Source organism: Streptomyces sp. NPDC001787 (assembly GCF_040297465.1).
In the GTDB taxonomy this organism is placed as follows: Bacteria; Actinomycetota; Actinomycetes; order Streptomycetales; family Streptomycetaceae; genus Streptomyces.
In genome coordinates this window covers 278,385-297,474 of the sequence record NZ_JBEOZE010000001.1, presented here as the reverse complement: position 1 = coordinate 297,474, position 19,090 = coordinate 278,385, and the positions used below count along the sequence as shown (strand labels likewise).

Sequence of the window (19,090 nt, the reverse complement as noted above, 5' to 3'; positions counted from 1 at the left end):
ACCGGTTCTGTCCCTCCCAGCCCCTTCGCAGAAGGACTCGACGACATGAGCTTCGACCACAGGTCCCGCACCGAGCAGACGCGCGACGACGCCAGCGCGCGCGACCGCCGCACCCGTGTCATCGCCATAAGCCTCAGCGCCGTCGTCGTGGCCGGTCTGGTCGGCTTCGGCTCCTACATGCTGCTGGAGAAGTCCGAGGCGAAGGAGAAGCGGGAGGAGGGCGTGGCGCAGGACGCCAAGCAGACCGAGAAGGACCTGAAGGAACCGGCGGCCGAGCCGGTCGAGGACGAGAAGACCTGGGACGCCAAGAAGCTGACCCGCAACCATGTGGCCGGGGACGTGGCCTACCCCATGAAGCCCCCGGTCGGCGGCGACCACAACCAGGCGTGGATGAACTGCGACGGCGACGTCTACGAGAAGGCCGTCCCCGATGTGAACGCCGTCCACTCCCTGGAGCACGGTTCGGTCTGGGTGACGTACAACGACAAGGCCCCCGAGGCCGATGTGAGGAAGCTCGCCGAGCGCGTCGGGGCCACGCCCTACTCGCTGATGAGCCCGTACGAGGGCCAGGCCGGGGCGATCATGCTCAGTGCCTGGGGCAAGCAGGTCACGGTGGACGGCGCGGACGACCGGCGGGTGGACCAGTTCTTCGCGAAGTACGTCCAGGGGCCGCAGACGCCGGAGCCGGGCGCGCCCTGCACCGGCGGGCTGGCGGCGCCCCGGTGACCCCGGAGCCCGACAGCGGTACGGAGGCCGGCGGCGGTACGCGGCCCGGGGCCGGTACGCGGCCCGGCAGGCGTACGTGGTGGGTGGCGGGCTCCGCCGTGGCGCTCGCGGTCCTGTTCGCGGGGGTGGCGACGATCGCCTCCGCGCGGGACGACGGGCCGGACCGGGCCCCCGGCGGGAGCGGCGCGGAAGGGCTGCGGGTGCCGTCGGCCACCTCCGCCGACGCGGGTTTCGCCCGTGACATGGCGGTCCACCACCAGCAGGCCGTGGAGATGTCCTTCATCGTGCGCGACCGCACGAAGGACGAGGACGTGCGCCGGCTCGCGTACGACATCGCCAACACCCAGGCCAACCAGCGGGGCATGCTGCTCGGCTGGCTGGATCTGTGGGAGCTGCCGAAGATCGCCCCGGACGGACGGCCGCCCATGGCGTGGATGGCCCCGGGCGGCGGTGGGCACCAGGGGCACGGCACGGCGGGGATGACCGGGCCGGCCGGCAAGGACGGCGCCCTCATGCCCGGCATGGCCACCAGGGCCGAGCTGGAGAGGCTGCGCACGCTCGACGGCGAGCGGGCCGAGGTCTTCTACCTCCAGCTGATGACCGACCACCACAAGGGCGGCGTCGCCATGGCCGAGGGGTGCGCCGAGCTGTGCGCCGTACCGGCGGAACGGCGGCTCGCCCGGGGCATGGCAGAGGCCCAGCAGTCCGAGCTGGACCTGATGGCGGACATGCTGGCGGCGCGCGGGGCGAAGCCACGCTCCTGAGGCGTCGCGTCACCTCCTGTACACACCCGAACGGGTGATAGCGGTCGCGTGCTCCGGGCGGGCCCACGACGATGGGTTCGCTCGGGGCCGTACGGCAGTGCCCACCGGCACGCAGGAGGAATCCCCCATGACGACCGCCAGAGACATCATGCATTCCGGAGCCCAGTGGATCCCGGCCCACGAGACGCTCGACCGTGCCGCGCAGCTGATGCGCGAGCACAACGTGGGCGCGCTGCCCATCTCCGCCAACGGTGACCGGGACCGGATGGTCGGCATCCTCACGGACCGGGACATCGTCGTCGGCTGCGTGGCGAAGGGCCACGATCCGTCGAAGGTGACCGCGGGCGAGCTCGCCCAGGGCACGCCGCGCTGGATCGACGCCGGAGCGGGCGTGGACGCGGTGCTGGAGGAGATGCAGACCCATCGGATCCGCCGGCTTCCGGTGGTCGAGGACAAGATGCTGATCGGCATGATCAGCGAGGCCGACCTCGCGCAGCATCTCTCCGAGGAACAGATCGCCGGCTGGGCGGAGAAGGTCTACGCACGCGGCTGAGCCCCGGAGCGAGCGAGCCGCTGAGCCGTTGAGCCGCTGAACCCCCGGGCCACGGGGCCGCTGCGCCGTGAACCCCTGGGCCGCCGCCCCCAGAGCCCTCGGCCCGGTGCCCCTTCGCCGGAAGGAGTACCGGGCCACCCTCCCGCCCCTATACCCGGTAGGGGTAGGGTGCGGGCATGGCCGGTCAGGGGAAGAGGCGTGCGACGTACGGGCGGCTGCTGCTGCTCGCCGCGCTGCTCTTCGGGATCGTCACCATGCATACGGTCGGTCATCCCGCCGAGCACGGCGCTCCGGCCCCCGGGATGACCGCGGCACACGAGGTGCCCGCGGGTGACCCGGTGGCGCACCTGTCCGCAGCCGCACCCGCCGCGGGACTCGACGCACCTGCCGCGGGACCCGTCGCACCCGTCGCCGCGGCTCTCGGCGCGGCACTCGCCGCGCACTCCCCCGACGGTGCGCCGATGGGCGGTATGGACCCCCTCTCGGTCTGTCTCGCCGTCCTCGGCGCCTGGGGCCTCGCTCTGCTCGGTTCGTGGCTGCTGGGGCTCCGCGCCTTCGGCCGGCCGCTCGGCGCGGCGGCGGGCGAGCGGTGGCTGCGGGCCCTGTGGCCGAACCCGCCACCCCGCACGTCCGTGCTGGCCCAGGTGTCGGTGCTGCGTATTTAGGAGTGGGCGCTCTCCTCCGCCTCCCCCTACCCAGCACACGATTTCGCCTTGAGGTGCACTCAGTCATGCCCACCAAGCCCACCCGGCGCGCCGTGCTCGGCGCCGCCCTCGCCGTCGCCGGCAGCGGAGTTCTGGCCGCCTGTTCCGATGACGCGCCGACCGGTCCGTCCTCCGGCGCGAAGGCCGACGACCTCTTCGTGTCGCCCGACGGCAAGGAGGTCGCCGCCGCCGAGGCCGAGCGGGGCTCCGGTCCCGTACGGAAGGTCTCGCTGACCGCCACCCCCGCCCGCCTCGATCTGGGCGGCGGGCGCACCGTCAGCTCCTGGGCGTACGGGGACCGGCTGCCCGGCCGCGAGGTCCGGGTCACCGCCGGGGACACCCTGGCGCTCACCCTCGCCAACCATCTGCCGCAGCCGACCTCGCTGCACTGGCACGGTCTGGCCCTGCGCAACGACATGGACGGGGTCCCCGGGCTGACACAGCGGGACATCGCGCCGGGCGCGGACTTCACCTACCGGTTCGCGGTGCCGCACCCGGGGACGTACTGGTTCCATCCGCACTCGGGCGTCCAGCAGGACCGCGGGCTGTACGCCCCCCTGATCGTCGAGGATCCGAAGGAGCCGCTCGCGTACGACAAGGAGTGGGTCGTCGTCCTCGACGACTGGGTCGACGGGGTCGACGGCTCCACCCCGGACGCGGTCCTGACCGAGCTGCGCCGGGGCATGGGCGGCGACGGCGGCTCCGGGGACGGCGGTACGGAGCACGGCGGCATGGACCACGGCGGCGGGCACGACATGTCGAAGACGCCCTCCGACGGCAAGGACGGCGGGCCCTCGCGGATGATGATGGGCGCCACCAGCCCGCTGCTCGGCGGTGACGCGGGCGACGTCGCCTATCCGCACTACCTGGTCAACGGGCGCACCGCGCGGGACCCGTCCGCCTTCTCCGCGCGGCCCGGCGACCGGATCCGGCTGCGGATCATCAACGCCGGCGGCGACACCGCGTTCCGTGTCGCGCTCGGCGGCCACCGGATGACGGTGACGCACACCGACGGCTTCCCGGTGCGGCACACCACCACCGACGCGCTGCTGCTCGGGATGGGTGAGCGGTACGACGTGCTGGTCACCGCCGGGGACGGGGTGTTCCCGCTGACCGCGCTCGCCGAGGGCAAGAAGGCGTCGGCGATGGCGTTGCTGCGGACCGGCGGGGGTGCCGCGCCCGCCGCCTCCGTACGGCCCCGGGAGCTGGACGGGAAGCTGGTGCAGGCGGGCCGGCTGGTGCCTGACGAGTCGGTGGCACTGCCCGCCCGCGCGCCGGACCGGACCCTGCGCATCCGGCTCACCGGCGGCATGGCCGCGTACGACTGGGCCTTCGACGCGAAGCCGTACACCACGGATCAGCGGCGTCCGGTCGAGGCCGGGGAACGGATCCGGCTGGTGTTCGACAACGCGACGGCGATGTGGCATCCGCTGCATCTGCACGGCCACACCTTCGCGATGGCCGGCAACGCCGCCGGGGCCCGCAAGGACACCGCGATCGTTCTGCCGCACCGCTCCCTGACCGTGGACTTCGACGCCGACAACCCGGGGCTGTGGATGCTGCACTGCCACAACGTCTACCACGCGGAGGCGGGCATGATGACGGTCCTCGGCTACCGCCGCTGAGCCCTTCCCCGGTGGGGACCGACGCCCGTTCCTGATGGGCGCCGACGCCCGTTCCTGGTGGGCCCCGACGTTTTCCCGCGGGCCCGCCAGGACATCGCGTCAGAAAGACGATTACACTGGGCGGCGTGCCTCAACTACGCCTCGCACTGAATCAGATCGACTCGACCGTCGGTGACCTCACCGGCAACGCCGAGGCGATCGTCCACTGGACCCGGCACGCCGCCGAGCAGGGCGCCCATCTGGTGGCCTTCCCCGAGATGGTGCTGACCGGATACCCCGTCGAGGACCTGGCCCTGCGGTCGTCCTTCGTCGAGGCCTCGCGGGACGCGCTGCGCGCGCTCGCCGTGCGTCTCGACGCGGAGGGCTTCGGCGAACTGCCGGTCGTCGTCGGATACCTCGACCGCTCGGAGTCGGCCGCGCCGCGCTTCGGCCAGCCCTCCGGCTCGCCGCGCAACGCCGCCGCGGTGCTGCACCGCGGGCGGATCGCGCTGAACTTCGCCAAGCACCACCTGCCCAACTACGGGGTCTTCGACGAGTTCCGGTACTTCGTGCGGGGCGACTCGATGCCCGTCGTACGGGTGCGTGGCATCGATGTGGCCCTCGCGATCTGCGAGGACCTCTGGCAGGACGGGGGCCGGGTCCCGGCCGCCCGGTCCGCCGGGGCCGGACTGCTGCTGTCGATCAACGCCTCGCCGTACGAGCGCGACAAGGACGACACCCGCCTCGAACTGGTCCGCAAGCGGGCCCAGGAGGCCGGCTGCACCACCGCCTATCTGGCGATGATCGGCGGGCAGGACGAGCTGGTCTTCGACGGTGACTCGATCGTCGTCGACAAGCAGGGCGAGGTCATCGCCCGCGCCCCGCAGTTCGCCGAGGGCAGTGTGATCCTCGATCTGGAGCTGCCGGCCGCGGCGGCCGAGGCACCGTCCGGCGTGGTGGACGACGGGCTGCGGATCGACCATGTCGTGCTCTCCGAGGACCCCCTCGCCCCCTACGAGCCGGAGCTGGCCGGCGGCTACGCCGAGCGGCTCGACGCCGACGAGGAGATCTACTCGGCGCTGGTCGTCGGGCTGCGGGCGTACGCCGCGAAGAACGGGTTCAGCAGCGTGCTGATCGGGCTGTCCGGCGGCATCGACTCGGCGCTGGTCGCGGCCATCGCGTGCGACGCGCTCGGAGCTTCGCACGTGTACGGGGTCTCGATGCCGTCGAAGTACTCCTCGGACCACTCCAAGGGCGACGCGGCCGAGCTGGCCCGCCGCACCGGGCTGAACTTCCGCACCGTACCGATCGAGCCCATGTTCGACGCGTACATGGGCTCGCTGGAGCTGACCGGTCTGGCCGAGGAGAACCTCCAGGCACGGCTGCGCGGCACGATGCTGATGGCGATCTCCAACCAGGAGGGCCAGATCGTGCTCGCGCCGGGCAACAAGTCCGAGCTGGCGGTCGGCTACTCGACGCTGTACGGCGACGCCGTCGGCGCGTACGGACCGATCAAGGACGTGTACAAGTCCTCCGTCTTCCGGCTCGCCAAGTGGCGCAACCGGGCCGCCGAGGAGCGCGGGCAGACCCCGCCGATCCCGGAGGCGTCGATCACCAAGCCGCCCAGCGCCGAGCTGCGGCCCGGCCAGGTCGACTCGGACTCGCTGCCCGACTACGACGTACTGGACCGGATCCTGGAGCTGTACGTCGACCGGGACCAGGGCCTGGAGGCGATCGTGGCGGCCGGGTTCGACGCGGCGCTGGTCGCGAGGACGCTGCGGATGGTGGACACCGCGGAGTACAAGCGGCGGCAGTACCCGCCGGGCACGAAGATCTCGCCCAAGGGCTTCGGCAAGGACCGGCGGCTGCCGATCACGAACCGGTGGCGCGAGTCGGAGTGACGCGGGGATGACGGCCGGAGCGGACGCCGGAGGGCTCGTACCTCCGGCGTCCGCTCCGTTCTGCGTCGCCGCGCTCGGCCCCCCGTCGCCGCGCTCGGTTCTCCGGCGCCGCAGACTCTCCGTTCTCAGTCGCCGGACGTGCGTGAGGCGACCGGTGCGGGCCGGGTGGCGGCGTGGGCGCTCGCGATCACGCGCGAGGGCGACGGGGCCCGGTCCAGCAGGCCCGCCGTGACCGCCACCGCCAGGCCGATCACGGCCAGCACGGCGCCCACCGGGGCCGGGGACGTCCAGCCCCAGCCCGCCGCGATGGCCGTACCGCCGAGCCACGCGCCGCCCGCGTTGGCGAGGTTGAAGGCGGAGTGGTTGGAGGCGGAGGCGAGGGTGGGGGCGTCCTTGGCCTTGTTCATCACGAGCATCTGGAGCGGCGTGGTCGTCATGAACCCCACTCCACCCAGCAGCACCACCAGCACCAGCGCCGCCCAGCGCACCTGGACGGCGACCGGGAACACGGCCAGGACCACGGCGAGCGCGCCCAGCGATCCGTACAGCGTGGGCCGCAGCGCCCGGTCCGTCAGCGGTCCGGCCGCCAGTGCGCCCAGGGTCATGCCGATGCCGAACAGGGCGAGGACGAGGGTCACCGAGGACTCGCCGAAGCCCATCGCCTTCGTCGTCATGGCCGAGAGGTAGGAGTAGACGGCGAAGACTCCCGCGAAGCCGAAGACCGCGGTGAGCAGCCCGAGCAGCACCTGACGGTTGCCGAGGGCGCGCAGTTCGTGGCGGATGTTCTGGTGCGCCTCGACCGGAATCCGCGGGACGAGCCGGGCCAGGGCGGCCATCGCGCAGAGCCCGATCACCGTGACGACCAGGAACGTCGCCCGCCAGCCGAGGTGCTGGCCGAGCAGGGTGGCCGCCGGGACGCCGACGATGTTGGCGACCGTGAGGCCGAGGAACATCGTCGCGACGGCCCGCGCCCGGCGTCCTTCGGGGACCAGCCGGGCGGCGACGACCGCGCCGACGCCGAAGAACGCCCCGTGCGGCAGCCCGGCGAGGAACCGGCCGGCCAGCAGCAGGCCGAAGTCGGGGGCCAGCGCCGAGGCCAGGTTGCCGACGGTGAACAGGGCCATCAGCAGCAGGAGCATCCGTTTGCGCGGGATCCGGGAGCCGAGGCCGGTGAGCAGCGGGGCACCCAGGACGACACCGATCGCGTACGCCGATACGAGGTGGCCGGCGGTGGGCACGGACGTTCCCAGGTCGTCCGCCACATTGGGCAGCAGGCCCATCATGACGAACTCGGTCGTGCCTATGCCGAAGGCGCTCACGGCCAGGGCGAGCAGGGCCAGGGGCATGGGGGAGGAACCTTTCGCACGGTGCCGGGCAACGGCTCGGCACCGCGGGCGCGACCGCGCCGCCCGGCCTTGTGCAAGCAGCCGGAACAAATTCTCGCAGATGTGGTGTGCCGCGAGGTGAACGGACCGTTGCGTCAGAGTTCGACGCGGGCGGCGATCGGGAGATGGTCGCTGTCGGTCGCCGAGAGCGTCCACGAGGACATGGGCTCGACGCCCTTCACCATGATCTGGTCGATCCGCGCCATCGGGAACGAGGCGGGCCAGCTGAACCCGAAGCCGTCGCCCGCCGCCCCCTGGGTGGAGCGCAACTGCGAGGTGACCCCGTTCAGCGAACGGTCGTTCATCGTGCCGTTGAGATCGCCGAGCAGCACCACCCGTTCGAGCGGCTCGTCGGCGATCACCTCGCCGAGGGCGTCGGCGCTGTCGTCGCGCTGGTTGGCGGTGAACCCGGCGTGCAGCTTGACCCGCACGGACGGCAGGTGGGCCACGTACACCGCGACCTTCCCGCTCGGCGAGGTGACGGTGGAGCGCATCGCCCGGGTCCAGCCCATCTTGATGTCCACGGGGCGGGTCTCGCTCAGCGGGTACTTGCTCCACAGCCCGACGGTGCCCTGGACCGAGTGGTACGGATAGCGGTCGGCGAGCGACTTCTCGTACGTCGCCACCTGCCTGCCCGGCAGTTCCTGGAGGGCCACCACGTCAGCCCCGGAACCGGCGACCTGCTGGGCGGTGCCCGCGGGGTCGGGGTTGTCCGCGTTGACGTTGTGGGTGGCGACGGTGAGGTCGCCGCCGGTGCCCGACTTGTCGGTGAGCAGCCCGCCGAACAGGTTGAGCCAGACCACGACCGGGAGGATGAGGGCGATCAGCGCGGTCGCCGAGCGCCGCACCAGCCCCAGAACCAGCAGCACGGGGACCAGGAGCATGACACAGGGCAGGAACGTCTCGGTGAGGCTGCCGAGGTTGCCGACCGAGTTGGGGATCTGCGCGTGGAAGACGATCACCAGGGTGATGAAGACCGAGCAGGCCGCCAGCACGATGCCGCGCCGCCACATTCCGCGGCCGGCGGTCCATCGCTCCCGCAGGCCCCGGAAGCGGGATCCGGTGTGCTGCGATTCCGCGCTGCCGTTCCCGGTGTCCGCTCCGTACGCCTGCACCATTGCGCTGTCCTCACTGCCTCGTGCCATGCCCGTCGCCGCGTTCTCGACCCTAGGTGATGAGCGGCTTCTTTCCCGCCGCCGACTGCGGCCGTTCGGAGATCAGGACGAACGGGCCGGGACCGCGGGTTCCGGCCGGAGCCGGGCCGCGGGCTCTTGTGACAGAACGCGCATACTCGGGCGAAGGCCCGGCGTGTCAGCTCCGGCCTGCGGCTTCCGGGGCAAGCCCCTGGAGCAGCACCCGGATGATGCGGTCGGCCAGGTCCTCCGGCAGCGCGGCGTCGGGACGGTGGACGGTGCGTACGAGCATCGGGCCGAGGAACAGATCGTCGATCAGTTCCACATCGATGTCGTCCCGGAGCTCGCCCGCGTCCACCGCCCGCCGCACCGCCGCCCGCATGGCGACCCGGCGCGGTGCGATCACCGTGCCCTGGTATTCGGACCACAGCTTGGGGTGGCTCTTCATCTGGGCGAAGACGTTGTGCAGGAGGACCGAGGACCGCTGCGCGAGGCCGCGGGTCCGCAGGGTCTCCAGGAGCACCCGCAGATCGTCGAGTCCGGCGGTGCCGGAGACGACGGCGTCGGCGGGCTCCATGTCGCGCAGGACGTCGACGAAGAGTTCCTCCTTGCCGCTCCAGCGCCGGTAGATGGTGGCCTTGCCGACCCCCGCGGTGCGGGCGATGCGCTCGATGGACAGGCCGGCCAGGGGCTCCCCGGCCTCCAGGAGCCCGATGACGGCGTCCAGGATGGCCCGTTCGGCCGCGGCGCTGCGGGGGCGGCCACGACGGGGTTCCGGATCCTGCGCACGGCCGGCGCCGCCGCGGGCCGGAGCCCGGCCGGCGTCGTGGCGGTCCTGACCGTGATCCGTGTGCTCCTCGGGGTCCACGGGACCCGTGCGGCCCTCGTGCCCCTCGTGGTCCACGGGGTCCGCGCGGTCCGTGCGACCCGCCCGCTCCTGTTCCGGCACCTGGAAATCCGCCTCTCGCCGCGCTGTCCTGCCGTGGTCACGATTCTCGCCGACCCGGCGCGTGCGGGACGACCGACGGCCGGAGAGTCACCCCGTGGGGGCGGCTTCCGGGCGTCGGTCCCGGCCCGCTGCCGGGCTCACCGGCCGGCCGCCCTGCCTTCCAGCACCGGCTCCTGGTCGGGACCGGGGCCGGCGGCGGCCGGTCCCGCCGGGCCGTCCCCCCGGACCGGGGGCCTGCCCGGCAGGAACAGTCCGACCACCAGCGCGCCGATCAGCGCGACCGCCGCCGATCCGAGGGCGGTCACATGCATGGCGCCGATGAACGCGTCGTTGGCCGCGGCGACCAGCGGCCTGCCGGCCGGGCCGAGCTCGGCGGCGACGCCCAGCGTGGCCTCGATCGACTCGCCCGCGACGTCCCTGACCCCGGCCGGGACCCCGGCGAGATGCCCTTCGATGTCACCCCGGTAGACGGTGGACAGCACCGAGCCGAGCACCGCGACGCCGAGCGCCCCGCCGACCTGACGGAAGGTGTTGTTGATCGCCGAGCCGGAACCGGCCTTCTCCCGGGGCAGCGCCTGCATCACGGCGACGGTGACCGGCGGCATGATGTGCGCCATACCGGTGCCCTGCACGAAGAAGACCAGGCACATCACCCAGACCGGCGTACCGGCGTCGAACAGGGCGAAGGCGGCGAGCCCGCCCGCGACCAGCAGCATGCCCACCGTGCAGACGGCGCGGGCGCCGAACCGCTCGACGACCAGCCGGGCACGCGGTGCGAAGACCATCTGCGCGGCGGCGAGCGGCACGATCAGCAGCCCCGACTCCAGCGCGCTGTACCCGCGCACGCTCTGGAGATAGAAGGCGGAGAAGAAGGTCACCCCCATCAGCGCGAAGAAGACCAGGGCGATGGCGGCCACGGCGGCGGAGAAGGCGGGCTTCCTGAAGTACGCGATGTCGATGGCCGGGTGGCTGCTGCGCTTCTCGTGCCAGACGAACCCGGCCAGCACGACGAGGCCGCCGATGGTGGAGACCAGCACCGTGGTGTCGGTGAAGTCGGCGAGTTCGCCGCCGCGGATGATGCCGTAGACCAGCAGGACCAGGCCGACGATGGAGAGCACGACGCCCAGCGGGTCGACCTTGCCGGGCCTGGGATCCCGGGAGTCCGGTACGAGCAGCACCATCGCGACCAGCGCGACGACCACCACGGGCACATTGACCAGGAAGATCGAGCCCCACCAGAAGTGCTCCAGCAGCAGCCCCCCGGTGATGGGGCCGATGGCGATGCCCAGGCCGACGCTGCCCGCCCAGATGCCGATGGCCTTGGGCTGCTCGTCGCGCTCGAAGACGTTCATCAGGACGGCGAGCGTGGCGGGCATCACGAACGCCGCGCCGAAGCCCATCAGGGCGCGCCAGGTGATGAGTTCGGCGGGCGAGGAGGAGAGCGCGGCCAGCCCGGAGCCGATGCCGAAGACCAGGATGCCGAAGAGGAGGACCTTCTTGCGGCCGATGCGGTCGCCGAGCAGACCGGCGGTGAAGAGCAGCCCCGCGAAGACGAGCGTGTAGGAGTTGATCGCCCACTCCAGCTCGCTCTGGGTGGCGCCGATCCCGGTCGGGGCGGGGCTCGCGATCGTCTTGACCGCGACGTTCAGGATCGAGTTGTCCAGCACCACGATGAGCAGGCTGAACATGAGAACGGTGAGGATCGCCCAGCGGCGGCGGTGGATCGCCTCGGGGACACGGGGCACGGCGGCGGGAGCGCCGGTCGGTATGGACATGCCCCCGACCCTAACCCGCTTTCGATACGACACCGTCTCGTATTGATAAGTCTTTACCCTCCTCGACGACTCGTGCGGGCCCACTTCCCGCCGGCCGCGCGGGGATGCCACCATGGAGGGGATCCGGGGACGCCGTAAGGGCGCCTCGAGATGACGAAGGAGCCGTTTCGCCATGACGCTTCAGGCTGCGCGGAATCATTCCGCCCCATCCCCCGCGGGTCCCACCGCCGACAGCGGCAAAGCGCTGTACGGAGGCACGAGCACCCGCCGCATCACCGTCCACAGCATCGCCGCCGCCACCGAGCGCGGCGAGAAGTGGCCCATGCTCACCGCCTATGACGCGATGACCGCGTCCGTCTTCGACGAGGCCGGTATCCCGGTCATGCTCGTCGGGGACTCCATGGGCAACTGCCACCTCGGCTACGAGACCACCGTGCCCGTCACGATGGACGAGATCGCCATGCTCTCCGCCGCCGTCGTCCGGGGCACCAAGCGGGCCCTGATCGTCGCCGACCTGCCCTTCGGCTCGTACCAGGAAGGCCCCGTCCAGGCCCTGCGCAACGCCACCCGGCTGATCAAGGAGTCCGGGGTCGGCGCGGTCAAGCTGGAGGGCGGCGAGCGTTCCCACGAGCAGATCCGGCTGCTGGTCGAGGCCGGCATCCCCGTCATGGCCCACATCGGTCTGACCCCGCAGTCCGTCAACGCGATGGGCTACCGGGTGCAGGGCCGCGGCGAGGAGGCCGCACAGCAACTGCTGCGCGACGCCAAGGCGGTGCAGGACGCGGGCGCGTTCGCCGTCGTGCTGGAACTCGTACCGGCCGAGCTGGCCGCCGAGGTCACCCGCACCCTGCACATCCCGACCGTCGGCATCGGGGCCGGGCCGGACACGGACGCCCAGGTGCTGGTCTACACCGACATGGTCGGCCTGACCGGCGGCAAGGTGCCGCGCTTCACCAAGCAGTACGCCGACCTGCGCAAGGTGCTCGGTGACGCGGCGAAGGAGTTCGCCGAGGAGGTCGTGGGCGGCTCGTTCCCGGCGCCCGAGCACACGTTCCACTAGGACTGCCCCTCCCGCGGACCATTTCCCGCACCACCGACAGCCCGCCGACATCCCCCATCGGCGGGCTGTCGCCCTGTCGCCCCCCGGCCGCCGGGGCTGTCGGCGGGATATCGGCGGACTGTCGGTGGCGGCTGGTCCCATGGGGACATGACGCGAATCGACAACAACCTCAGGCACGGCGGGAACGCCGTCGAGGTACGGGGGCTGGTCAAGCACTACGGATCGACCAGAGCGCTGGACGGCGTGGATCTCGATGTGGGCGAGGGCACCGTACTCGGTGTGCTCGGCCCCAACGGCGCCGGCAAGACCACTCTCGTACGCTGCCTTTCGACCCTGATCCTTCCCGACGCCGGGCACGCCGTCGTGGCGGGCTACGACGTGGTGCGGCAGCCCCGGCAGCTGCGCCGCAAGATCGGGCTGACCGGACAGTACGCCTCGGTCGACGAGAAGCTCTCCGGCTGGGAGAACCTCTACATGATCGGGCGGCTTCTCGACCTGCCGCGCAAGCGGGCCCGTGCCCGCGCCGACGAACTGCTGGAGCGGTTCTCGCTCACCGCCGCCGCCCGGCGCCCCGCGATGGAGTACTCCGGAGGCATGCGGCGCCGGCTCGACCTGGCCGCCTCCATGATCGGCAGCCCGGCCGTCCTGTATCTGGACGAGCCGACGACGGGGCTCGACCCCCGTACCCGCAACGAGGTCTGGGACGAGGTGCAGCGCATGGTCGCGGAGGGGGCGACCGTGCTGCTCACCACCCAGTACATGGAAGAGGCCGAGCAGCTCGCCGACGAACTGACGGTCATCGACCACGGAAGGATCATCGCCCGCGGCGGGGTGGACGAGCTCAAGGCGAAGGTCGGCGGTCGCACCCTCCAGATCCGGCCCTCGGACCCGGCGCAGCTGGCCGCGATGGCCCAGGCGCTGAGGGAGGCCGGACTCGACGGGATCGCGGGCGCGCAGGCCGTACCGGACGAGGGGCTGCTGCTCGTGCCGATCCTCAGCGACGAGCAGCTCACCGCCGTCATAGGGCTGCTGGGCACCCGGGGGTTCTCCCTCGCCCATGTGGCCACCGCACTGCCCAGCCTGGACGAGGTGTTCCTCGCCATCACCGGTGAGAAGTCCTCGTCGGTGACCGACACGATCCCCGAGGAGGTCGCGGCATGAGCACGGCGACTCTGACACCCACGCCCACCGGGTCCGTACCGCGGAAGGCACTCCCCGGCGAGGGCCGGATCGGCCTGCGGGCCAATCTGCGGCACATCGGGGCCCTGGTGCGGCGCAATCTCCTCCAGATCAAGAAGGACCCCGAGTCGATGTTCGACGCGGTCCTGATGCCCATCATCTTCACGCTGCTCTTCGTGTACGTCTTCGGCGGCTCGGTCGGCGGCAGCCTGGGCGGCGACCGGCAGGACTACCTGAACTACCTGATCCCCGGCCTGATGGCGATGATGGGCATGAGCATCGCCTCCGCGGTCGGCACCGGTGTCAACGACGACTTCCGCAAGGGCGTCATGGACCGGTTCCGGACGATGCCGATCGCCCGTTCCTCGGTCCTCATAGCGAAGATCGTGGTCGAGCTGGGCCGGATGATGGTCGCCACGTTCATCCTGCTGGCCATGGGCTTCGCGCTCGGCATGGAGTTGGGGACCTCGGTGCTCGGCCTGATCGGGGCGATCGCGCTGTCGGCGGTGTTCGGCGCCGCCATCATGTGGATCTTCATCCTGCTCGGACTGTCCATGAAGACGGCCCAGGCGGTTCAGGGAACGGGGATGCTCGTGCTGATGCCCCTCCAGTTCGGCTCCTCGATCTTCGCCCCGACGCAGACGATGCCCGGCTGGCTGCAGACGTTCACCGAGTACAACCCGCTGTCCAACCTGGCGGACGCCGCACGCGGCCTGATGATGGGCGGGCCGGTCGCCCACTCGGTGTGGGTGACGCTGGGCTGGGCGGCGGCGATCACACTGGTGGTGGCTCCCCTCGCGGTGTCCAAGTTCCGCAGGAAGACCTGATCCCGGGGCGGGCCCGACGTCCCGTTGGGCGAATCTGACGTTCCGGGGCGGGCCCGATCCGGACGGACGGCCTCAGCGGTACCCCTCCGCCAGGGCGGTGGCCTCCTCCAGTGTGAGGTCGCCGCCCTCGGCGTACGCCCGCTCATAGGCGGCGTCACCGAGTGCGGCGCGAGCGATCGCCTCGGCGCGGGCCAGATTCCGCCGCTCCATCGCCCTCGACACCTGGCCCTCGGGCAGCAGCGCGGCCTGCAGGCCGAGCACCCGCGCGGCGTCGCGGGCGCCCCGCTCACCGCCCGCGCCGCCGAGCGCCCAGGCGACCGCTACCAGATGAACGGACGTCATCTGCGGCGCCACCATCCGCGACAGCCGGTCCCGTGACCGCTCCAGCGCCTGTAGGGCTCGCTTCAGCGCCGTGGAGTGATCGCCCTCCAGATTGTCCAGCCAGGCCACCACTCCGAGCACGAACCCACCGAAGATCTCCACGGTTTCGGAGTTGAACTCCGCGCTCAGCAGGTCGAGTTGTTCCCTGGCCTCGCTGATCCGGCCGGTCTCCCCCAGCAACAGCCCCAGATGCATCCGGGCGGCCGGGGTCGCCTCGCTCCCCGAGTGCTGTCCCTCCTCGATGACCTCGCGCAGGATGGCCTCGGCCTCCTCGTTCCGGCCCGTCTCGGACAGGACGGCCGCGTACCGGGCCCGCAACAGCGCGACCTGGGACTGGGCGCCGAGCTGTTCGGCGTAGCCGACCGCGGAGCGGAAGTCCTCGGCGGCACGGACGAATTCACCCGCCCGCTCATGGGCCTCGCCCCGGGAGGAGAGCGCTTCGGCGGCCCCCCAGGCGTCGCCGAGCCGGACGAAGATCTCCAGGCTCTCGTCGGCGTCCTGCCGGGCCCGGTCCACCGACGCGGGATGGTTGGCCAGGAAGTTGGCCCGCGTCTGGAGCGCGGCGGCCAGCTCCCACACATAGCCGAACTCCCGGCAGGCCAGGACGGTCCCGTCCATCACCTCACGGAGCTGGTCGACCTCACCGGACAGCATGACGGCGTACACCCAGAGCGAGCCCGGTGTACGGCAGGTCTGCGGCTGACCCGTCCGGTAGGTGCTCGCGATCACCCGCAGCCGCTCCAGGTTGTCGTCGCGCATCCACAGGTCCTCCGCGTGGTCCATGCAGGCCAGCTGGATGAGGCCCACGCCCCGCCGCGCCTCCTGGAGCTGCTCGGGTTCCAGCGGCGGCGGCAGGTCGGTGGCCGACCGCAGGAGCGTGGGGACGGGCGTGCCCGGCGGGGCGAACGGGTCGGGGCCCAGTGCGGCGGTCGCGTCGGCCCAGTGGCGGGCCTCGGCGCGCAGATCGCGCATCAGCCAGTACCAGGCCAGCGAGAGGACGAGACAGAGAGCTTCGTGCTCGTCCCGGGTGGCCACGGCCCGGCGCAGCACGCTGCGCAGATTCTCGTACTCGCGCTGGAGGCGGTCGATGGCGGCGCGCTGTCCGGCACCGCGGAGTTCCGGCGCGGTGAGCCGCGCCAGTTCCCGGTAGTGCACCAGATGCCGTCGCTCGACGGCGGTCCGCTCGCCCGCCTCGTCGAGGCGCTCGGAGGCGTACTCGCCGACCGTCTCCAGGAGCCGGTAGCGCATGGCTCCGTCACCGCCGGGCGCGGCGACGACGAGCGACTTGTCGACGAGGGAGCCGAGGAGCGCGGCCACGTCCCGGGAGTCGACGGGGGGCCCATAGGCGGGTGCGCCGGCGTCGGTGGCCGCGGCGGAGTCGGCGGCTCCGGTGCCATCGGCCCCTTCGGCTCCGGCGGTGGCCGCGGTGCCTGCTGTGCCTGCTGTGCTGTGTACGGCGGGACGTGCGCAGACCTCCTCGGCCGCGTCGAGCGCGCAGCCGCCCGCGAACACCGAGAGCCGGCGCAGGACGGCACGCTCGGCGGCGTCCAGCAGGTCCCACGACCAGTCCACGACGGCGCGCAGGGTCTGCTGGCGCGGCAGCACGGTGCGGCTGCCGTTGGTCAGCAGCCGGAAACGGTCGTCCAGCCGGTCGGCGATCTGGCGCGGGGTGAGCATCCGCAGCCGGGCCGCGGCCAGTTCGATGGCGAGCGGCAGCCCGTCGAGCCGGTGGCAGATCTCGGCACAGGCCGCCGCCGTCTCCTCGTCCGCGTCGGTCCGGAAGCCGGGGCTGGCGGCACTCCCCCGGTCGGCGAGCAGGCGCAGCGCCATCGGGTCGGGCAGCGGGTCGACGGGCCGGACGAACTCGCCCGGTACGCCGAGCGGTTCGCGGCTGGTCGCCAGAACGGTGAGCTGCGGGCAGTGGGCGAGAAGGTGGTCGGCGAGTGCGGCGGCGGCCTCGACGACGTGCTCGCAGTTGTCCAGAAGCAGCAGCATGCGGCGCCGGGAACAGTGTTCGGTGAGCCGTACGAGGGGGTCCCCGGCACCGCGTTCGGCGGCTCTCAGCTCCTCCGCACCGGCACCGCGCAGCACGGTCTCGCGGGCACCGAGCGCGGTGAGCACGGCCTCCGCAACGGTGTCCGGGTCGTCCACGGGGGCCAGCTCGGCCATCCAGACGCCGTCCGGCCACGCCGTCGCGGCCGCCTCCGCCACCTCCTGGGAGAGCCGGGTCTTGCCCGCGCCGCCGGGCCCGAGGAGGGTGATCAGCCGGGTACGGGTGAGGTCCTCGCGCAGGGAGGCGATGTCGCTCTCGCGGCCGACGAAGCTGGTCAGCCGGGCCCGCAGGTTCCCGGCGGGCGCGGGAGGCCCGACAGGCGGCCGGGGCGAGACGTCGGAAAGCGGCTGGGGCGAGACGGCGGAGGGCTGCGGGGCCGGGGGCAGCGGCGGGGCCGGCCGCCGCTCGGGCGCCGGGTGTACCAGAGGGGCGCCCGCCCCGGTCCGGTGCAGCAACTCCCCGTACAGGGCGCGCAGTCCGGGCCCGGGGTCGGTGCCCAGGCGGTCGGCGAGCACCGTACGCACCTTCTCGTACGCGGCCAGCGCCTGCGCCGTACGGCCCGCGTCGCGCAGGGCGGTGATCCGCAGGGCCTGGAGCGGTTCGTCGAGCGGGTGGTCCTCGCAGAGGGCGGCCAGCTCGGGCAGCACCGCCTCCGCCCGGCCCAGCGCGAGGGCCGCGGCGAAACCGGTCCGCCGCGCGTCGAGCCTGCGGGCCTCCCACCGGGACGCGGCGGCGGCCCGGTCCGGCAGATCGGCGAGGGCGGGGCCGCGCCACAGGGCGAGGGCCTCGTCCAGCAGGGCGGCGGCCCCGGCGGCGTCCCCCCGCTCCAGGGCGCGGGTCCCCTCCCCGGCGAGCCGCTCGAATCGGTGCAGGTCCACGGCGTCCGGGGCGGCGGTGAGCCGGTAGCCGCCGTCCGCCGACCCGACGGCCGCCCGGCCTAGCGCGCGCCGCAGCCGTCCCACGAGGGCCTGCAGGGCGCCCACCGCGTCGGCGGGCGGATCGCCGTCCCACACCTCCTCGACGAGCACCCCGGCCGGGACCGCACGGCCGGGGCTCAGCGCGAGGACGGTGAGCAGGGCGCGCAGCCGCGCCCCGCCGAGGGCGACGGCCGTGCCGTCGTCGCGGAGTGCCTGGGTGGTGCCGAGGATGCAGTAGCGCACGGGCCCATTGTCCGCGACGGCCCCCGGGAATGACGCGGCACCCACCACCACGGCCCTGCCGGGCACGGGTGCGCGGCCCGAGGGGCTGTCCCACCGGCCATGACGGGGCACCCCCTAAACTCACCCCATGCCCCGCACCGGACGCCAAGGGATCAGCCCGGTCTTCCTCGGGATCGTCGCCGTCACCGCGGTTTCGGGCTGGGCGGTGTGGACGGGCTTCGCCGAGCAGACCGGTTTCGCGGTCTTCCTCTTCGTCACCGGGGCCTGGATCGTCTCGCTCTGTCTGCACGAGTACGCGCACGCCCGCACCGCGCTGCACAGCGGGGACCTCTCGGTCGAGGACAAGGGTTATCTGACCCTGAACCCGCTCAAGTACACCCATGCCCTGCTGAGCATCGTGCTGCCGGTCATCTTCGTGATCATGGGCGGGATCGGGCTGCCCGGCGGCGCGGTCCACATCGAGCGGGGGCGGATCACCGGCCGCTGGAAGCACAGCCTGATCTCCGCGGCGGGCCCGTTGACCAATGCGCTGTTCGCGGTCCTCTGTACGGCACCGTTCTGGCTGGACGCCCTGGACGGTGTCCCGCCCGCCTTCCGGTACGCGCTGGCGTTCCTCGCGATGCTCCAGGTCACCGCGGCGATCCTGAACTCGGTGCCGATTCCGGGGCTGGACGGCTACGGAGTGATCGAGCCCTGGCTCTCGTACCGGATCCGCCGCCAGGTCGAGCCGGTCGCGCCGTTCGGGCTGCTCGCCGTGTTCGGCGTCCTGTGGATCCCCGAGGTGAACATCGCGTTCTTCGACGCGATCGACGCACTGCTCCGGGGCCTGGGCGTCAGCGACTTCGAGACGTACTGCGGCCTCGACACCTACCGCTTCTGGCAGGAGTTCTGGGACGAGCAGGACCCCCGCTGCGCGGTCGCGGGGTAGCGCGGCCC

Annotated in this window: 15 protein-coding genes; 10 read left to right on the top strand and 5 right to left on the bottom strand. The window is 72.4% G+C overall.

What is annotated here, in order from left to right:
• Positions 1-45 precede the first annotated feature (45 nt).
• The 6 genes from ABT170_RS01265 (at position 46) to ABT170_RS01240 (ending at position 6,252) form a co-directional block, all read left to right on the top strand.
• Positions 46-726 carry a thioredoxin-like domain-containing protein gene (locus tag ABT170_RS01265; protein ID WP_351863330.1) on the top strand — a complete coding sequence of 227 codons (681 nt, stop codon included), beginning with the start codon at positions 46-48 and terminating at the stop codon, positions 724-726.
• A gap of 83 nt (positions 727-809) precedes the next feature.
• Positions 810-1,490, top strand: coding sequence for a DUF305 domain-containing protein (locus ABT170_RS01260; protein WP_329943464.1), 681 nt, complete (start codon positions 810-812; stop codon positions 1,488-1,490).
• Between the two features lie 127 nt (positions 1,491-1,617).
• Positions 1,618-2,043 (top strand): CBS domain-containing protein, encoded by a 426-nt coding sequence (locus tag ABT170_RS01255; protein WP_329943269.1) that lies wholly within the window; start codon positions 1,618-1,620, stop codon positions 2,041-2,043.
• Between the two features lie 176 nt (positions 2,044-2,219).
• Positions 2,220-2,708: a hypothetical protein gene (locus ABT170_RS01250; protein ID WP_351863327.1), complete on the top strand. Its 489-nt coding sequence runs from the start codon at positions 2,220-2,222 to the stop codon at positions 2,706-2,708.
• A gap of 65 nt (positions 2,709-2,773) precedes the next feature.
• Positions 2,774-4,372 carry a multicopper oxidase family protein gene (locus ABT170_RS01245; RefSeq protein ID WP_351863325.1) on the top strand — a complete coding sequence of 533 codons (1,599 nt, stop codon included), beginning with the start codon at positions 2,774-2,776 and terminating at the stop codon, positions 4,370-4,372.
• A gap of 125 nt (positions 4,373-4,497) precedes the next feature.
• Positions 4,498-6,252: an NAD+ synthase gene (locus ABT170_RS01240; RefSeq protein ID WP_329943272.1), complete on the top strand. Its 1,755-nt coding sequence runs from the start codon at positions 4,498-4,500 to the stop codon at positions 6,250-6,252.
• Between the two features lie 125 nt (positions 6,253-6,377).
• Here the strand turns inward: ABT170_RS01240 and ABT170_RS01235 are convergent, their stop codons facing one another.
• The 4 genes from ABT170_RS01235 to ABT170_RS01220 form a co-directional block, all read right to left on the bottom strand.
• On the bottom strand, positions 6,378-7,598 hold the full coding sequence (locus tag ABT170_RS01235; protein WP_351863323.1) for an MFS transporter: 1,221 nt from the start codon (positions 7,596-7,598) through the stop codon (positions 6,378-6,380).
• Positions 7,599-7,732: 134 nt separating this feature from the next.
• The gene (locus tag ABT170_RS01230; RefSeq protein WP_443034298.1) at positions 7,733-8,650 is read right to left on the bottom strand and encodes an endonuclease/exonuclease/phosphatase family protein; all 918 of its coding nucleotides are present in this window, start codon (positions 8,648-8,650) and stop codon (positions 7,733-7,735) included.
• A gap of 298 nt (positions 8,651-8,948) precedes the next feature.
• Positions 8,949-9,638 carry a TetR/AcrR family transcriptional regulator gene (locus tag ABT170_RS01225; RefSeq protein WP_443034299.1) on the bottom strand — a complete coding sequence of 230 codons (690 nt, stop codon included), beginning with the start codon at positions 9,636-9,638 and terminating at the stop codon, positions 8,949-8,951.
• Positions 9,639-9,856: 218 nt separating this feature from the next.
• Positions 9,857-11,494: an MFS transporter gene (locus tag ABT170_RS01220; protein WP_329943276.1), complete on the bottom strand. Its 1,638-nt coding sequence runs from the start codon at positions 11,492-11,494 to the stop codon at positions 9,857-9,859.
• A 172-nt stretch (positions 11,495-11,666) separates the two neighbouring features.
• On the opposite strand from ABT170_RS01220, the gene panB reads away from it, so the two are divergent.
• The 3 genes from panB to ABT170_RS01205 all read left to right on the top strand — a co-directional run bounded on the left by panB (position 11,667) and on the right by ABT170_RS01205 (position 14,560).
• Positions 11,667-12,554, top strand: a complete 888-nt coding sequence (gene panB / locus ABT170_RS01215) for a 3-methyl-2-oxobutanoate hydroxymethyltransferase (RefSeq protein WP_329943277.1) — start codon at positions 11,667-11,669, stop codon at positions 12,552-12,554.
• 147 nt (positions 12,555-12,701) lie between these two features.
• Positions 12,702-13,715, top strand: coding sequence for an ATP-binding cassette domain-containing protein (locus tag ABT170_RS01210; RefSeq protein ID WP_329943278.1), 1,014 nt, complete (start codon positions 12,702-12,704; stop codon positions 13,713-13,715).
• Positions 13,712-14,560, top strand: coding sequence for an ABC transporter permease (locus ABT170_RS01205; RefSeq protein WP_351863320.1), 849 nt, complete (start codon positions 13,712-13,714; stop codon positions 14,558-14,560). Before ABT170_RS01210 ends, ABT170_RS01205 begins: the two co-directional genes overlap by 4 nt.
• A gap of 72 nt (positions 14,561-14,632) precedes the next feature.
• On the opposite strand, the gene ABT170_RS01200 is transcribed toward ABT170_RS01205, so the two are convergent.
• Positions 14,633-18,154 (bottom strand): AfsR/SARP family transcriptional regulator, encoded by a 3,522-nt coding sequence (locus ABT170_RS01200; RefSeq protein WP_351863318.1) that lies wholly within the window; start codon positions 18,152-18,154, stop codon positions 14,633-14,635.
• A gap of 127 nt (positions 18,155-18,281) precedes the next feature.
• Here ABT170_RS01200 and ABT170_RS01195 point away from each other — a divergent pair, with 127 nt between their 5' ends.
• Complete coding sequence (locus tag ABT170_RS01195) at positions 18,282-19,082, top strand: site-2 protease family protein (RefSeq protein ID WP_329943281.1); 801 nt, start codon at positions 18,282-18,284, stop codon at positions 19,080-19,082.
• The last annotated feature ends 8 nt before the right edge of the window (positions 19,083-19,090 follow it).